The 14,784-nt window shown below is 48.7% G+C and carries 12 protein-coding genes, 15 tRNA genes and 1 rRNA gene; 23 read left to right on the top strand and 5 right to left on the bottom strand.

Annotated features, from left to right (window positions below; all coding sequences use genetic code 11):
- From GON22_RS24280 to infC, 21 genes are all read left to right on the top strand, one after another.
- Window positions 1–228: ribosomal RNA gene (locus GON22_RS24280) — 23S ribosomal RNA — on the top strand; the annotation flags it as partial.
- Window positions 229–338: 110 nt separating this feature from the next.
- Window positions 339–414, top strand: a tRNA-Ala gene (locus GON22_RS24275).
- 5 nt (window positions 415–419) lie between these two features.
- Window positions 420–495 (top strand) — tRNA-Asn (locus GON22_RS24270).
- Between the two features lies 1 nt (window position 496).
- Window positions 497–584, top strand: a tRNA-Ser gene (locus GON22_RS24265).
- A gap of 42 nt (window positions 585–626) precedes the next feature.
- Window positions 627–701: transfer RNA gene (locus GON22_RS24260), tRNA-Glu, on the top strand.
- A 5-nt stretch (window positions 702–706) separates the two neighbouring features.
- Window positions 707–782, top strand: a tRNA-Val gene (locus tag GON22_RS24255).
- A 15-nt stretch (window positions 783–797) separates the two neighbouring features.
- Window positions 798–874: transfer RNA gene (locus GON22_RS24250), tRNA-Met, on the top strand.
- Window positions 875–915: 41 nt separating this feature from the next.
- A tRNA-Asp gene (locus GON22_RS24245) sits at window positions 916–992 on the top strand.
- 53 nt (window positions 993–1,045) lie between these two features.
- Window positions 1,046–1,121: transfer RNA gene (locus GON22_RS24240), tRNA-His, on the top strand.
- Between the two features lie 10 nt (window positions 1,122–1,131).
- Window positions 1,132–1,206: transfer RNA gene (locus GON22_RS24235), tRNA-Gln, on the top strand.
- A 5-nt stretch (window positions 1,207–1,211) separates the two neighbouring features.
- A tRNA-Lys gene (locus tag GON22_RS24230) sits at window positions 1,212–1,284 on the top strand.
- A gap of 15 nt (window positions 1,285–1,299) precedes the next feature.
- Window positions 1,300–1,385, top strand: a tRNA-Leu gene (locus GON22_RS24225).
- A 9-nt stretch (window positions 1,386–1,394) separates the two neighbouring features.
- Window positions 1,395–1,481: transfer RNA gene (locus tag GON22_RS24220), tRNA-Leu, on the top strand.
- Window positions 1,482–1,484: 3 nt separating this feature from the next.
- Window positions 1,485–1,559 (top strand) — tRNA-Gly (locus GON22_RS24215).
- Between the two features lie 7 nt (window positions 1,560–1,566).
- Window positions 1,567–1,643, top strand: a tRNA-Arg gene (locus GON22_RS24210).
- Between the two features lie 17 nt (window positions 1,644–1,660).
- Window positions 1,661–1,737, top strand: a tRNA-Pro gene (locus GON22_RS24205).
- Window positions 1,738–2,291: 554 nt separating this feature from the next.
- On the top strand, window positions 2,292–3,758 hold the full coding sequence (locus tag GON22_RS24200; protein ID WP_160398661.1) for a circularly permuted type 2 ATP-grasp protein: 1,467 nt from the start codon (window positions 2,292–2,294) through the stop codon (window positions 3,756–3,758).
- A 29-nt stretch (window positions 3,759–3,787) separates the two neighbouring features.
- On the top strand, window positions 3,788–4,756 hold the full coding sequence (locus GON22_RS24195) for an alpha-E domain-containing protein (RefSeq protein WP_160398660.1): 969 nt from the start codon (window positions 3,788–3,790) through the stop codon (window positions 4,754–4,756).
- A gap of 482 nt (window positions 4,757–5,238) precedes the next feature.
- A complete protein-coding gene (locus tag GON22_RS24190) occupies window positions 5,239–6,204 on the top strand; it encodes a helix-turn-helix domain-containing protein (RefSeq protein WP_160398659.1) in 966 nt (321 codons plus the stop codon).
- 15 nt (window positions 6,205–6,219) lie between these two features.
- A complete protein-coding gene (locus tag GON22_RS24185; protein ID WP_160398658.1) occupies window positions 6,220–7,956 on the top strand; it encodes a hypothetical protein in 1,737 nt (578 codons plus the stop codon).
- Between the two features lie 41 nt (window positions 7,957–7,997).
- Window positions 7,998–8,492, top strand: a complete 495-nt coding sequence (gene infC / locus GON22_RS24180) for a translation initiation factor IF-3 (RefSeq protein WP_160398657.1) — start codon at window positions 7,998–8,000, stop codon at window positions 8,490–8,492.
- Here infC and GON22_RS24175 read toward each other — a convergent pair.
- Window positions 8,476–8,709, bottom strand: a complete 234-nt coding sequence (locus GON22_RS24175; RefSeq protein ID WP_160398656.1) for a hypothetical protein — start codon at window positions 8,707–8,709, stop codon at window positions 8,476–8,478. The genes infC and GON22_RS24175 overlap by 17 nt on opposite strands.
- Before the next feature lie 200 nt (window positions 8,710–8,909).
- Here GON22_RS24175 and GON22_RS24170 point away from each other — a divergent pair, with 200 nt between their 5' ends.
- A complete protein-coding gene (locus GON22_RS24170) occupies window positions 8,910–9,737 on the top strand; it encodes a peptidylprolyl isomerase (RefSeq protein ID WP_237179328.1) in 828 nt (275 codons plus the stop codon).
- A 284-nt stretch (window positions 9,738–10,021) separates the two neighbouring features.
- Here GON22_RS24170 and GON22_RS24165 read toward each other — a convergent pair whose 3' ends face one another.
- Together GON22_RS24165 and GON22_RS24160 are read right to left on the bottom strand one after the other, a co-directional pair.
- The gene (locus GON22_RS24165; protein WP_160398655.1) at window positions 10,022–10,633 is read right to left on the bottom strand and encodes a DJ-1/PfpI family protein; all 612 of its coding nucleotides are present in this window, start codon (window positions 10,631–10,633) and stop codon (window positions 10,022–10,024) included.
- A 182-nt stretch (window positions 10,634–10,815) separates the two neighbouring features.
- Entirely contained in the window at window positions 10,816–11,436 is a 621-nt protein-coding gene (locus GON22_RS24160; protein WP_160398654.1) for a TetR/AcrR family transcriptional regulator, read from the bottom strand.
- Window positions 11,437–11,662: 226 nt separating this feature from the next.
- Between GON22_RS24160 and GON22_RS24155 the strand changes: the two genes are divergently transcribed.
- Window positions 11,663–13,135: a DHA2 family efflux MFS transporter permease subunit gene (locus GON22_RS24155; protein ID WP_160398653.1), complete on the top strand. Its 1,473-nt coding sequence runs from the start codon at window positions 11,663–11,665 to the stop codon at window positions 13,133–13,135.
- 88 nt (window positions 13,136–13,223) lie between these two features.
- Here GON22_RS24155 and GON22_RS24150 read toward each other — a convergent pair whose 3' ends face one another.
- Window positions 13,224–14,297 carry a phosphodiester glycosidase family protein gene (locus GON22_RS24150; RefSeq protein WP_160398652.1) on the bottom strand — a complete coding sequence of 358 codons (1,074 nt, stop codon included), beginning with the start codon at window positions 14,295–14,297 and terminating at the stop codon, window positions 13,224–13,226.
- Entirely contained in the window at window positions 14,294–14,722 is a 429-nt protein-coding gene (locus GON22_RS24145) for a hypothetical protein (RefSeq protein ID WP_160398651.1), read from the bottom strand. The genes GON22_RS24150 and GON22_RS24145 overlap by 4 nt, the downstream gene beginning before the upstream one ends.
- Between the last annotated feature and the right edge of the window lie 62 nt (window positions 14,723–14,784).

Raw genomic sequence — 14,784 nt, 5'->3', positions numbered from 1 at the left:
GACCGGGATGGACGCACCGCTGGTGTACCAGTTGTTCCGCCAGGAGCATCGCTGGGTAGCCAAGTGCGGACGGGATAAGCGCTGAAAGCATCTAAGCGCGAAGCCCCCCTCAAGATGAGATTTCCCAGTATGTAAGACCCCTGGAAGACGACCAGGTTGATAGGCTCGAGGTGGAAGCGCAGCAATGCGTGCAGCTGACGGGTACTAATAGGTCGAGGGCTTATCCTAAGCTTCTTATCAAGAGAAGCAACTTCGTGAGCAAGACAAAGCTAAGGATTCAACATTCGCATCCAGTTTTCAAGGTGTAATAAGCATTACACCAAAGCAACAAATTGATTGGGGCCATAGCTCAGCTGGGAGAGCGCCTGCCTTGCAAGCAGGAGGTCAGCGGTTCGATCCCGCTTGGCTCCACCATTCATTCCCTGATAGCTCAGTTGGTAGAGCACTCGACTGTTAATCGAGTTGTCACAGGTTCGAGTCCTGTTCGGGGAGCCATGGAGAGATACCCAAGTGGCTCAAGGGGACCCTCTGCTAAGGGGTTAGACTGCGCAAGTGGTGCGAGGGTTCGAATCCCTCTCTCTCCGTTCGATCTTACCTTAATAGATCGTAACGAATTAATAAAGAATGGCCCGTTGGTCAAGGGGTTAAGACACCTCCCTTTCACGGAGGTAACAGGGGTTCGAATCCCCTACGGGTCACCATTTTTGGAGGCTTAGCTCAGCTGGGAGAGCATCTGCCTTACAAGCAGAGGGTCGGCGGTTCGATCCCGTCAGCCTCCACCATTAATTTAATACTGACGCGGGGTGGAGCAGCTCGGTAGCTCGTCGGGCTCATAACCCGAAGGCCGCAGGTTCAAATCCTGCCCCCGCAACCAATTTTTACCGAACAACGGATAGTTGTCCGAACTTATAATGTGGAGCCGTGGTGTAGAGGCCTAACATGCCTGCCTGTCACGCAGGAGACCGCGGGTTCGAATCCCGTCGGCTCCGCCATTATATCCTTAACCGGCTTTTCAGCCACGAAACATAAGTATTGACCTCACATGGCGGTCGTGGCGAAGTGGTTAACGCATCGGATTGTGATTCCGACATTCGGGGGTTCAATTCCCCTCGATCGCCCCATGTTTTTTATTGGGGATTAGCCAAGCGGTAAGGCAACGGACTTTGACTCCGTCATTCCCAGGTTCGATCCCTGGATCCCCAGCCATTTATGAGCCATTAGCTCAGTTGGTAGAGCACCTGACTTTTAATCAGGGTGTCGTAGGTTCGAGTCCTACATGGCTCACTTTTAACTTCATATGCGGTTGTGGTGGAATGGCAGACACGCTATCTTGAGGGGGTAGTGGGCGTACGCTCGTGGAGGTTCGAGTCCTCTCAACCGCACCATATTATTTCGCGGTCATGGCGGAATTGGCAGACGCGCTAGATTCAGGTTCTAGTGGTGTAACAGCCGTGGAGGTTCAAGTCCTCTTGACCGCACCATCTGCGGAAGTGGCTCAGCGGTAGAGCATCGCCTTGCCAAGGCGAGGGTCGCGGGTTCGATTCCCGTCTTCCGCTCCATAAATTAGTGCCCTTAGCTCAGCTGGATAGAGCGTTTGACTACGAATCAAAAGGTCGGGAGTTCGAATCTCTCAGGGCACGCCATTTTCATAATTGAATAACGGGATGTAGCTCAGCTTGGTAGAGCACCTGGTTTGGGACCAGGGGGTCGCATGTTCGAATCGTGTCATCCCGACCATATTCAGCCATTATCGGATGAGTGGATAACTCAATCGATTCAATAAAGTAAAAGAGAGTTCCTTTAACAGGGGCTCTCTTTTTTTGTTTTTATTAACAGATTGCTAACATTATTTGAATAAATGATTTTCGACAGGAAATAACACGTAGGAAGAGTCTTGTCTAATTTGTCTGGAAAAGCTGAATATTTAGTGGGTAAGTTAACAAATGTGTGTAAGAAAAGCAAGAAGGACGTGGAAAGTTTGATTCATGCTTTAGTTATGTGTGTTAGTGCAAATGTTCTGTGGATAAGTTTTGGTCATATACAATGAAATAAAGCAGCGTTCAGGCCAGTCTGAAAGCCATCTGTTAACCATATATGGTAGATTTGGTTACACTAATGATCGTATTACGATCAATATGCTAGTGATTTGTCATAAAATTTCCGTAAAATACGTCCTATGTTTCGACATACAGCAATAGTTCCATTCTTTTATACTGATCATAATGATTAGGTGTAATGAAAAGTGACGTTTCATCAGGATGACTGATAAGACGAATGGGAGGGTAACGGTCATGGCCATGCCGATGATTCAACACAAACATTTATTTGCTAATTACAGCAGTCCGGTATTTTACGACGAGATGGTTGATCAGAGCGGGAAAGTACGGACACCTTACGCAGCTGTTATGAAACAATTGGCCATGATGGGTTTGGACGAACTGACTCGAAAGTATGAAACGATGCAAGCGCAGATGATGAGGCAAGGCATTACGTTTACGATGAACGGATCTGCCGACGATGACGCTGCATTGGAGCGAACGATACCGTTCGATCTGATTCCGCGCATTATAACGGGGCAAGAGTGGCAGCAGTTAGAAACAGGCCTGAAGCAGAGGACGAACGCTTTGAACTGCTTTATAGCCGATTGCTATAATAGCCAAAATATAATCAAGGATGGCCTTGTGCCGCGAGAAATTGTAGTAAATAACCCGTACTTTTTACCGGAGATGGTTGGGATGAATGTGCCAAATGGTACGTATATTCCGCTATCTGGCATTGATATTATTCGCAGCGAGACTGGAGAGTTTTATGTGCTAGAGGACAATTTGCGCACACCTTCAGGGCTCTCCTATGTATATAAGAATCGTTCACTGATGGCCACCTTGTTCTCGGAGTTATTTTACCATAATCGGATTCGGGATATTGATCGGGGGCTTAGCGAGCTTTTGCGCTGCTTGCGCAGTCTAGCTCCTAATGGCAAAGCTGACCCGCTAGTTGTACTGCTGACACCGGGCATATATAATGCAGCCTACTATGACCATACCTTCCTTGCTCAGGAGATGGGCATTGAGCTTGTTGAGAGCAGGGATTTGACGGTTATCGACCGTAAGGTCTATATGAGGACGATGCGTGGGCTGCGGCAAGTAGATGTGATTTATCGGCGGGTGGATGATGAGTATCTGGACCCTACGGTATATCGGCCGGATTCCGTGCTTGACGTACCTGGCTTAATAGACGCTTATCTAGCTGGCAATGTGGCGCTTGCCAATGCACCGGGAACCGGTGTTGCGGATGATAAAGCGATTTATGCGTATGTACCAGATATGATCCGATATTATTTGAATGAAGAGCCGTTGCTGAACAATGTGCCTACGTATATTTTGTCTAGGCCATATGATAGAAAGTATGTGCTTAGCAAATTGTCGGAGATGGTTGTTAAGGAGCGCTCGCTGTCTGGTGGCTATGGCATGTTAATTGGCCCTTCAGCTAGCGAGGAGGAACTCGGGAAATTTGCCGCGCTAATTGAGAAACATCCTGAGCGATACATCGCTCAACCGACGATGAAGTTATCGTGCAGCCCTTCCCTTACGGATGGCGACATTGCACCAAGGCATATCGACTTGCGTGCTTTTGTGTTTACCGGAGGCGCTGAATCTTATGTTGTTCCGGGTGGATTGACTAGAGTTGCTTTAGAAGAAGGATCGCTTATCGTGAATTCGTCGCAAGGCGGCGGCACGAAAGATACGTGGATTATTTAAACTCTTACAATGCGATGAGGTGCTAGCTGATGATTAATCGATTGGCAGAGATGCTCTTTTGGATTGGCCGCTATGTTGAGCGGGCAGAAAATCATGCGCGATTGATCGATGTGAACTATCATGCCCGCCAAGAACAATTAGGATCACCGCATGAACGGGAATATGTATGGGAGCGGCTAGTGTCGGCAGTCGGCGATATCGAACGGTACAAGTCGAGCCATACGAGTGTAAACGAATTGAAGGTGCTGCATTTTATGACCTTCGAACGTTCAAATCCGAACTCGATTTTCTCCTGCATCCAACAAGCTCGTAACAACGTGCGCGCCCTTCGCCAGCTGTTGCCTAGTGAGCTATGGGAAATCATTAATGGCGCTTACCTGTGGTTAAAGGAGCAAACGGTTAGCCAGGTGATGCTGCAATCGCCCTATTTGTTTTATCAGCGGCTGCGGGAGTGGACATCCTTGTTCAATGGAGCAGCAGACAGCGCCATGGTGCGGGGGCAAGAGTGGAACTTTATTCAGTTGGGCAAGCATTTGGAACGGGCAGAAAATACGGCACGGGTCGTACGGGCATTCTATACGAACTCGTTGCGGGATGCGAGCGTGCCGAAGGAGCAGCATGAGCATAACCGATCGGCAATGCTGCTGAAAGCACTTGGCGCTCATGAGGCATACCGCAAGCAGTATGCAACAGACATGGCTAGCAATACAGCGATAACGTTCATTATGGGCAATAATGAGTTCCCGCGCTCGATTACGTTCGCAGCCGCTTCCCTGGACCATTACCTAAAAGCATCGGTGGTGATGGATCCCTCTTTCGATGGGCTGGCGAAGCAAGCCAACGTATTAGTGGCAATTAGCGAACGGATAGGGAAAGGCCCGGAGCCGGATGTATACGATAATGCGCGTGAGGGCTTAAACCGTTTAGTAGCGGTATGCCATCAGTTGGGGAACGCGATATCGAGTTTATTTTACGAGGCAGAGTTGGTCGGAGGTTAAAATAAGAGCACAACCTGCATGATCCTATCGGGGAGCGTGCAGGTTTTATTCGGTTGGCGCATGATTGCCCCCGGCATTGCACAACCAACCTGTGTAAGGTATGATCGTACATATAAGAAAGCGTGTGCATGACAGGAGGGGGGCGGAACGATGGGCGTGCCAGCAGGCGTATGGGTTTCAGCCGTTATTATTTTGATTGCAATCACTTGGGTAACGTTATGGGTAACCAAGAAGGCCTACTCCCGTAAATGGGACGAGTCAGATCATTAAGAGCAGCCGTTGCCAGCGGGCAGCGGTTTTTTTATGCCATAATGAATGAATTTCCACATCAAATTCGTCCAGTTATTTATCTCTCTTCTCCATTGTGAAATGGGCGTTTATACGTAATAATGGGCTATAATGTACGAAAAATGGCTGATAGAGGGTTTGCGACAAGGCAAGCAAGAGATCGTCTATGTGCTGTTAAAGAAGGGATGAAGGAAATGAGGCTAGGAAACAGCGTCGACAAACAAGCAGTAATCCAATATGACCAACAAGAACAATCGGCGCTGTTGTTGCCGAATATCCATATTGCTGGCGATATGCTGATGAAAGCTGGCACCGGCTTAAAGCCTAGACGGATTTGTGACTATGAGCTGCTTTATTTTCCGAATGGCACTGGCAGCGTGTATATGGTGGAAGGACGCACGTATTCACTCACGGAGCCCTGCTTTATTATAACAAGGCCAGGGGAGTGGCATGAGTATCGTTACGATGCGGCACAGCCGTCCCGGCATCTGTTCGTCCATTTTGGTTATGACGGAAGAGAGGATGTAAGCGAAGCGGATTTGCTGCCGATTTTGCGGCATGATGGCCCTTCTTGCATTCCACTTGGGGACGAATGGCTTGCCAGCCTCATGACGCAGCTCATGAACATAGCTTATGCCCATCCTAATCGCATGCAGCAACGTGGAAGCGCTTTGCTGCTCGCATTGTTGGAAGAGCTGAACGCCTCCTACGTGGATTATCCGGTTGAACGGGCAACGGCGATTCCGCCGCAAATTACGAAGGCGATTCATTACATAGAGGCGCATCTGGATGAGCCTTTTACAATAGAGGGGCTAGCGGAGCAGGCGGGCTGGACGCACGAGCATTTTACACGCCTGTTCGCAAGGCATACGGGGCGTACGCCTCGGGAGATGATTATTCAACGCCGGATCGAACGCGCTTGCCATCTTTTGCTGTATGAGGATGCTACCGTGAAGGAAGTGGCGTTCTCGGTCGGTTTCGCCGATGAAAATTATTTTTGCCGGGTATTTAAGTCCCTAAAGGGGATAACAGCAACGCAATACCGCAAAAAATATTATAATCCGAAGCATCGCGGGATGAATCCTGTCATGCAAGACGATACCACTTATCCGCCGAATCGGGTTCTTGTTTTTCCCTTAGCGGCGAATTTTGGACAATAGGCGGGATTAAACATAATGGTTGAGCATAAGAAACAGGGCAATAATCATGTGATTCATGTGAAAAATGCTATAGAAAGTTATGTAAGAGGAGATGAACCAAGTGGACAGCCGGCAGCTGTAAAGACTGCCGAGTTTATACTTGGGGAGTACAAGAATATTGGGTCAGTGCGTTCAAAATTCGATTTTAACAACGCGGATTCGCAAAGTGATTTAACGTTATATCTAAACACAGGCAAAGAGATTAAAGTTAATTTGTTTACAGTTAAAGGGAATAGCGACATTCAACCGAAAAACGTTGGGGCAAAGTCCTTTATATCCAAATATTTTCTCGATGAGAGCCTTCAAGCGAAATTTAATGAGCCAATGGAAAAGGAATACAATCAATACTTGGCTGATTTGTATGAATACAAAACAGGCATCCCAACTACTGAAACAAGCAGGGGGGATTTAAAGCAGTTACACCCTGATTCCGATTGGAAATTTGATGATGAAGATTTGAATGAAATTCGTGACCGTTTCCTTTTTAGCCTAAGGGAGAACTGTTTTAACCTATTGCAGGACTTCTGCAACTCTAATCCCAAGCTTATTGAAAACGCCTATAAGACGATGCTTATGGTGGATGATTTTAATATCGTAACGCGCCTTTATCCCAATGGTACGATAAGGGTGGAAAAGCCTGATCCTACGGTTGGGCTATTATTCAAAGATATTAAAGTGTTTAAGAGCGGCGGCAACACGGTCAGCATTTTATGTGGCTCAGCTTGCTTGCGGCTAAGGTTCAAATTTGAATCTGATCCATTGTCGTCGGTTAAACTTGCTATAAGCCATAAACAGATTGACAATCTTGTCAAATTTGACGAAGGCATTCGATCCCAAAATTTAAAAACGTTAAAAATCGCTAGTAAAATATTAAATAACATTTTGCCTGTAGATAAAGATAACAAATCAAACGCGATCGGAAAATGTAACGAGGCACTCGTTTATCTTGAATTGCTAAGGAAGTTCCCTGATACGATTCAGGTCGACTCCGAATATTGCTTAAAAATGCTCGAAAGCTACGCGCCGTTGGTTAAGCCTGAAGAAATCGAAAAGCTGAAAGCATCCGCTGTTCCGACAGTTGATACAATTATAGGGATGATGAATGCTAAATATAATGAATTTACGCTAGAGAGCATCCAACTCGTGCCGGAGAGCTACGTAGCAGATAAATTGGACACCTCTGACTTGCAGCTGAATATACGCCACCGCAACACACTGATTACCGAAAACCTTTCCTTAAAGGCAATTAGTGATAACAAAAAAGTTACGCTTAAAAATCCAGGAATCGGCAAGATTCTGGTTACCTTCTTCCCGCTTGAAAAAGTGGTTAGCGATCAGCTGAAAAATGTTGTTTCGTTAGCGGAAGAGCAATTTAAAGCAGGCGAAAGCACCCATACACAATGTTTGAAAATCGTTTCGGACAAATTAGGCGAGTTGCTTCAAAATGCAGCCCAAGAACTGCTTCGCCAAGGAATCGAAAACCTTCTTGGGAAACCGCTTGTCATAACGACCGTGTACAACGAGGAAAAAGCCTATATTCATGAACGGCAACCGGTGTCAGGCGAGATAAAAGTAGAAACCCATTCCTCGAGCCCGACTCTTGCTTGGGACGGTAGCAAGTCTCAAATTTCATTGCGGGTGAAGTTTAGTAAAGGCCAAGAAAAACACGGATGGTCATCGTTAAAATTGGCTGTAGAACAAAAGATTCACTAGATCATTCCTTAAGGATAGATGTGTGAACAGGGGGCGAATCCATGCTGATCATGAATGAACAAATCAAAGCATCCGAAGTTTTGCTAACAGGCATCAATGGTGAGGACTTAGGTGTCGTATCAAGAGAAGAAGCTTTACGTATGGCGAAGGAATATGGGGTTTCGCTAGTATGCACGTCGCTGATGAGCAGCCCACCGCCATGCAAGCTAGTTGGCCGCAGTGATGCCAAGCGGGAACTGTCGCAGCAGAAGCGGGGGGAACGCCTGCAAGACCAGCCCGCCAAGGAGAAGGAGCTTCGGCTGTCTGCGAATATTGAAGAGCATGATTATGATACGAAGCGGCGGCAGGCCGAGAAACTGCTAGCCGCAGGCAATCCGGTTCTGCTGGTGGTGCGCCTGAAGGGCAAGCAGGAGCAGGTGCCGGCGAAAGAGCTGTTGGAGCGCCTCGCCATAGATTTGAAACCCGTTGGCACCAAAGCAACGGGCATTCAAGTAAGCGGCAAGCAAGCGACCGTTCGCATTAACCCAGTGGGCTAAGCGGGCGGGCTGCTAGGCGGCGGGCGATTTTTTTGTACAAAATGGGAAGTAGGATGCTGCTAATCATGGCGATTGCGTCCGTATACAGAAGTTTCTTAAGCATAAGCTTCACGCCGTAATATAAAGCCGTGCTGCCGACGAGGTCTACCGCAATAAATTCACGAATGATGAACGCAGGTACGACCACGATAATAATTTCCCGGTTTGGACGGAGCAAGCAGCAAGCCCCCCTATTCTAGGTTCATATTCGTTAGTTTACACAAGCCTCCGGTCTCCGCGAGGCTTAAACGTTATGATGTATGCACCGGAGGGAACGTCCTATGCTAAAAGTTTGAGCATGCATGCAGAATGAATGTAGCTATAGCAGCAGGTACTAATTGCGTCGTTGTCGAATCTGACTAAGGTCGTGTCGAATTGATGCGAACTTTGGCGGATGAGATGAGGGAGAATGCAGTGAAACATCGGTTGCAGGGGCTTGTTATTGGCTTGCTTGTAGGCGTAATGCTCTGCGCGGCGACCGCATATGCGGCGACTGGGACAATAACGGTAGAATTCAAGAAACTTACGTTCCTATTCGATGGCGTGGAGAAGAAACCAACAGGTGACGGGGCTTTCATGTACAAAGGGACGACATATGTACCCTTGCGTTTTGTTAGTGAATCGATTGGCAAGCCGGTTACTTATGATGCGGATAGAGCGACGATCCGGGTAGGCAAAACCTATGCGAAAATGCCGGCGATGGCGATTAATACGTCTAAGTCATACAAGGCGAAGGTGACAACAACGCTTGGGGCGTTCACGATCCAATTGTTCGCGAAGGATGCTCCACTTACGGTAAATAATTTTGTCACGCTGTCGAAGGACGGTTATTATGATAATGTGATTTTCCATCGCGTTCTGGAAAACTTCGTCATTCAATCTGGGGACCCGACAGGGACGGGAGCGGGCGGTCCAGGTTATACATTTAAAGATGAATTGTATAATGGATATACGTATAAGGACGGCATTGTTGCGATGGCGAATGCTGGCCCGAATACGAATGGCAGCCAATTTTTCGTATGTACGGGTACCGACAGCGAACTGTTGAACGATAATCCGAACTACACGATTTTCGGCAAGATTGTCGAGGGGCTTGATGTTGTGCATGCAATCAGCAAGGTCAAGGTTAAAGCGAGCGGAACAGGGGAGTTAAGCGTACCGGTTACGCCAGTGAAGATTAAGTCGGTCGTGATTGAGGTATCCTAGGAAGCAGGAGCTTGATTTGATGTGAAAAAGGAGGGGGCAGCGCTCAACGGAGTGCTGCTCCCTTTTGGCTGAAGGCTACCTGCTAGCGCGCTGGAGTGTGAATAGAGTAGAAAAAGCTACTCTATATGGGCGAATGGTCGGAATGCATCATGCGTGCAAACATAACCTGATCTGGGAGTAACACAGGATATGTTTTAAGCAGCCACAGTTAAAACAAATGAAAAAGCTGTACAAAAAGCCAATTGGCAATGGCTTTTCGTACAGCTTTTTGTCTATCTATCCGATTAGCCGATTGAGGAAGAAGATGAGCCTGCAGCTTGCGCTGAAGCTCCTTCGCTGCGGCGGATCGCGCGGAGGAACTCCCGCGTGAAGCCTGGCAAGTCCGGCCATGCATGCCCGGAAATAATATTGCCATCGACATGCAGAGTTTCTTCGGCATATGTAGCCCCGAGCGATTCGACTTCGAGACGGCTTGCGTTATAACCAGTAATCGTACGGCCTTGGAAGAGCGTATTGTCTTTCAGTGCGAGGAACACTTGAGCGCCGTGGCAGATAACGCCAACTGGTTTGTCTTCCTCTAGGAAGTGCCGGATAATGCGCGGCAAATCGGCGTCGTTACGAATAAATTCTGGTGCGCGGCCGCCAGGAATAATGATGCCAGCGTAAGCAGAAGGATCTACATCAGCGAAAGCGATGTTCGCCGCAAGGCGGTGTGCCGGCTTTTCGGTATAAGTAGCCCAATCATCAACAAAGTCATGACAGACGGTGTTAAGAATTTTTTTCTGCGGTGCAGCAATATCCGTTTCATAGCCTTCCTCAAGCATACGGTAATATGGATAGTATACCTCAAGTACTTCAGCAGCATCGCCTGTCAGGATAAGAATTTTACCGGACATGAAATCACTCCTCTGGAAATGGTTGGATCTACCTATTCCATTATCGGATGTGGCCGGACAAGCGTCAATGAATCCACAGACGGAGGGCAGAAGGCCTGCCTTTGTCGAAATAAAGCGTTTTCAGTAACTGGTAAATCGTGGCAAAAAGCCTCGGGCGGCATGCCGAAATGCCGGTCCGAGACTTATGATTTGAAGAGTGGGTTAATTAAAGCCATGCAAAGCTTCTCGACAATTTGGTCGGTCGTGTAGCCATACTCTTGATGCAAATGCTGAAGCGTATGAGGCGCTAAAGCGGTAATGAGAATATGCGCGTTAAAAGCAGGATCGAATGGAACCGTTTGGCCGCTATCCAATGCTTCCTTCAGCAGGGTTGATAATGTCCCATGCAGGAAAACATAAGGGGGATACTGAAAGAAGGACTTCTTCTCGTTCTCAATACAATTCAGTGGGGTGATCGTCGCATGAATCGCATGTAGCAACGCAGACTCATCATTAGAAAACTGAACGAGCCGGCGCACGAGCGCTTTAAGGCGTGTATGGGTTGATTCCTCGGACTGCTCCAGCTGTTCGAGAAGCAAGACCACATCGTTCTTAAACCGGTTAAAATGATCGTCCATCAGTTCTAAGCATAAATCGGCCTTCTGTGTATAGCGCCGATAAAGGGTTGCTTGTCCGACCCCGGCGGTCTTGGCGATCTGATGCATGCTTACTGCATCCACGCCATGCTCCGTGAACAACTCCCGTGCGGTGTCCAAGATTAGTTCAGTGAGCTGCTGCGCATCTTTTCGTTTGGGCGTTGCCAATATCCGGCCTCCCTTCTTTCTTGAATCCTTTGTTAATACTTTGCATGGAGAATTGACAAACGGACAATTGTCCGATATTATTCAGTAGTAATGTCTGACGGACAATTGTCCGCTTCAATTGTGGTTATTTGTGAAAATCGCTTTCAGAAGTCTGTTTTCATTGTAACGCGATCAAGGCGGCAGGTCAATTTCAGAAATAGAGGAAAAAGGAGTGGAGAGGAAAGTTATGTCAAGTGAAACGTTAAGTAAGGACCAGCAGTCGATGAGCCACATTATCGCACCGCTGCTTGCTATTATTGTTGGTATGTTCATGGTTATCCTTGACGGTACGGCGATGAACGTCGCACTGCCGAGGCTGCAGGAGGATTTTGGCAGGACGTTGAACGTTGTTCAATGGTCCGTTATTGGATACGCACTGTCCCAAGCAGCTGTTATTCCGTTGGCGGGGTGGCTGTCCGACCGTTTTGGCGCTAAAAATATTTTCTTGATCTCTGTTGTATTGTTCACACTCGGTTCTGGCTTGTGCGCTATGGCTGGTTCTATTGAGCAACTAATCGCTTATCGCGTTATTCAAGGCCTCGGCGGCGGCATGGTTGCCCCGATTGCGATGGCGTTTACGTATCGTTTGGCGCCTCCGGGCAAAGTAGGGGCAGTCATGGGCATGATCGGTATCCCGATGTTGCTCGCACCTGCACTTGGCCCTGTAATTGGCGGTTGGTTGATTGAAAATGCTACTTGGCACTGGATCTTCCTGATTAACCTTCCGATCGGTGTTGTAGCTGTATTGATCGGCATTAAGACGCTTCCGGCTATCAGCCGCCAACAAGTGCCAACGCTCGATACGCTCGGCATGATCTTCGGGCCAATCGCATTCTCGGCACTCGCTTATGGCGTAAGTGAAGGCGGCAACTCTTGGACGTCTGCAAAAACGCTGACAGGCATCATTGTAGGCGGCGTTGCACTTATTATCTTTATCATTGTAGAGCTGAACCGCAAGCAGCCGCTTCTGGAGCTTCGCGTATTCCGTTCCGGCAACTTCACTAAAGGCATTATCGTACAATGGGTATCGCAAATTGCGTTGTTCGGCACGATGTTCATGATTCCGCTCTTCCTAATCCAAGCAAAAAATTATGGCGCATTCGAAACAGGCGTTATTATGCTGCCTATGGCGCTTGCATCCGCAGTCTGCATGCCAATTGGCGGCAAGCTGTACGATAAACTGGGCGCACGCGTTCCGGTTATCGGCGGTTTGGTTATCGTGACCTTAGCAGCATTCCTGCTGTCCCAAGTGACGACGGATACGACCAAATATGGTTATATCCTGCCATTTGCACTGCTCGGCGCAGGCATGGGCTTGTCGATGATGCCGCTTAACACGCACATCATTCAATCAGCACCAGCAAACCTCGTTGGCCGCGTAACTTCATTGACAGCGGCGCTTCAACAGGTCGTAACATCGTTCGCTATCGCAATTCTGACGACGATTCTGGCGAATCGCATTGAGCATTATGCACCTACTTACGGTAATGACCCTTCTGCACTCATGTCCAAATCGTTCGGCGATATGTTCTCCGTGCTGATCTACATCGGCGCTGCGGGCATTCTATTCGGCTTCTTGCTGAGCCGTCCGAAACGCCAAGAGGGCGACTCCGGCGAGGGTTCGGAAAAGCCAGAAATGACGATGATGATCAACCACTAAGATTAAATAGCAACAAACGCAAGAGAGGATACCAGCCTGTTAAAGGGCGGGTATCCTCTCTTTTGTTGTTGATCCACCAAAAGATGAATTAATCGAAAAATAAAAAGTGCGTCGGCAACGGCCTCAATTGCCCATCGGAAGGCCGGTTCACTACGCTGCCGTTAAAGATAAGCGACGATGATCCTCCGCCGTCGAGATTGTAGGCGTTGACGGCGCCGAAGCGAGTGAGCAGAATTTGCAGCTCTTCCAGCGTAGCGCCGGAGCTGCCTGACTCGCTGTACCCGTCGATGACGAGGAACAAGAGCTGGTCGTCCTTGTAGCTTGCGATGGCTGTACGTGGCGCACGTTTCGGGCTAGTCTGCCATTTGAGCGGAATCGGCACTGGCCGGCCATTTTGAAGCAAGATGGGTACGAAGGAAGCGCCGAATTTCGGTTTTAATCGATCGAGCTGGTCCTTATTGGAGAAGCTGCCGCCGATCAGCTTGTTGTCCTCGTTGAGGCCGACGAAGAACAGGTCGGCATGCGTCGGGTCAAAGCCATTGACGTATTGGCCGTCCAGCACGGTCGTACTGAGCGGGTAACGCTTGCCTCGGCCGTCGGCGAAGCCGCCTGCGTTCACGCCTGCAACGGCGTTATAACGCTTTACAGCGGCTAGTGTCGTCTCGGAGCCACCGAACTTGTCATGCCCGAGCACCATTCGCATCGCATCCTTGTCGCCAAGCTTTACTTTCAAGGCATAGCCGCTGAAGTTCTGCGCCGATATTGTGAATAACTGCGCCCGAAGCTTGCTGGACTGGATTGTCCGTGTGGTGTAGCCTAGTTTGCCTGTAATTCGGCGGTCATAGACGAGCAGTGGACGCTGGACCTGTGTAGATACCGTGGAAACGATCAACTGGATATTGGCGTTCGTCTGCTCGTACAGATGAATCTGCTTCTTGATGGAAGCTTGGGTAGTGGCAGCAAGATGGGACGCGTCATCAAGCCCCTTCGCAGCCGTCTTCGTCGCTGTAGCGGTTCCGGTATCCGGCATACCAGTAGCCGTAGGCTTCTCATTCGGAATGGTGATGATAAGCTGCGTCACCAGCAGCCAGATGAGTATGCCAAGAAACGGTGCGCTGGCGAGCAGCATCGAACGGTTTAACAGCTTGACGGGCATGTTCATTTTAACACGTCCAAATTTTTCTTCAGGGCATCGAGCTGTTTCTTCACGTCATTGAGCTGCGTATACAGCTTGTTGCTGTTGTCGGTCTTGGCGTTAGCGTTGTCTTTGGTAAAGGTGAGCAGCTCGTTGAGTGCATCAATCTTGCTCTGCAAGGCAGCGATCTCGCTCTTGTAGCTTTCTTCCAGCTTCTTCAGGCGGCCGTCATAATCTTGCTGCATCTGCGTGAGCTGGGCTTTGGTCTGCTGGCTTACGTCAGCCGTTACCGTTGCTTGCATATGGTCGGAATACAGCTTGGCCCCCGTAAGGCCAGCGGCAATGAGCATTAGCCAAATAAAGACGAAAATGAGAAAAGCACGGCGGCTGTTCCGTCTGCGCGGGGCGCGATCGGATCTTGGGGCGGATAGGGATTGCAAAGGAGCTTCCATTTTGATGCGTACACCTCTTCTTTCGATAGCTTCATATATTGTAACAAAAAATAGCGTCAGCG

The sequence above is a fragment of the Paenibacillus sp. MMS18-CY102 genome (genome assembly GCF_009789195.1).
In the GTDB taxonomy this organism is placed as follows: Bacteria; Bacillota; Bacilli; order Paenibacillales; family Paenibacillaceae; genus Paenibacillus_T.
Note: the sequence above shows the minus strand (reverse complement) of the source record. Positions and strands in the feature narration are given on the sequence as shown.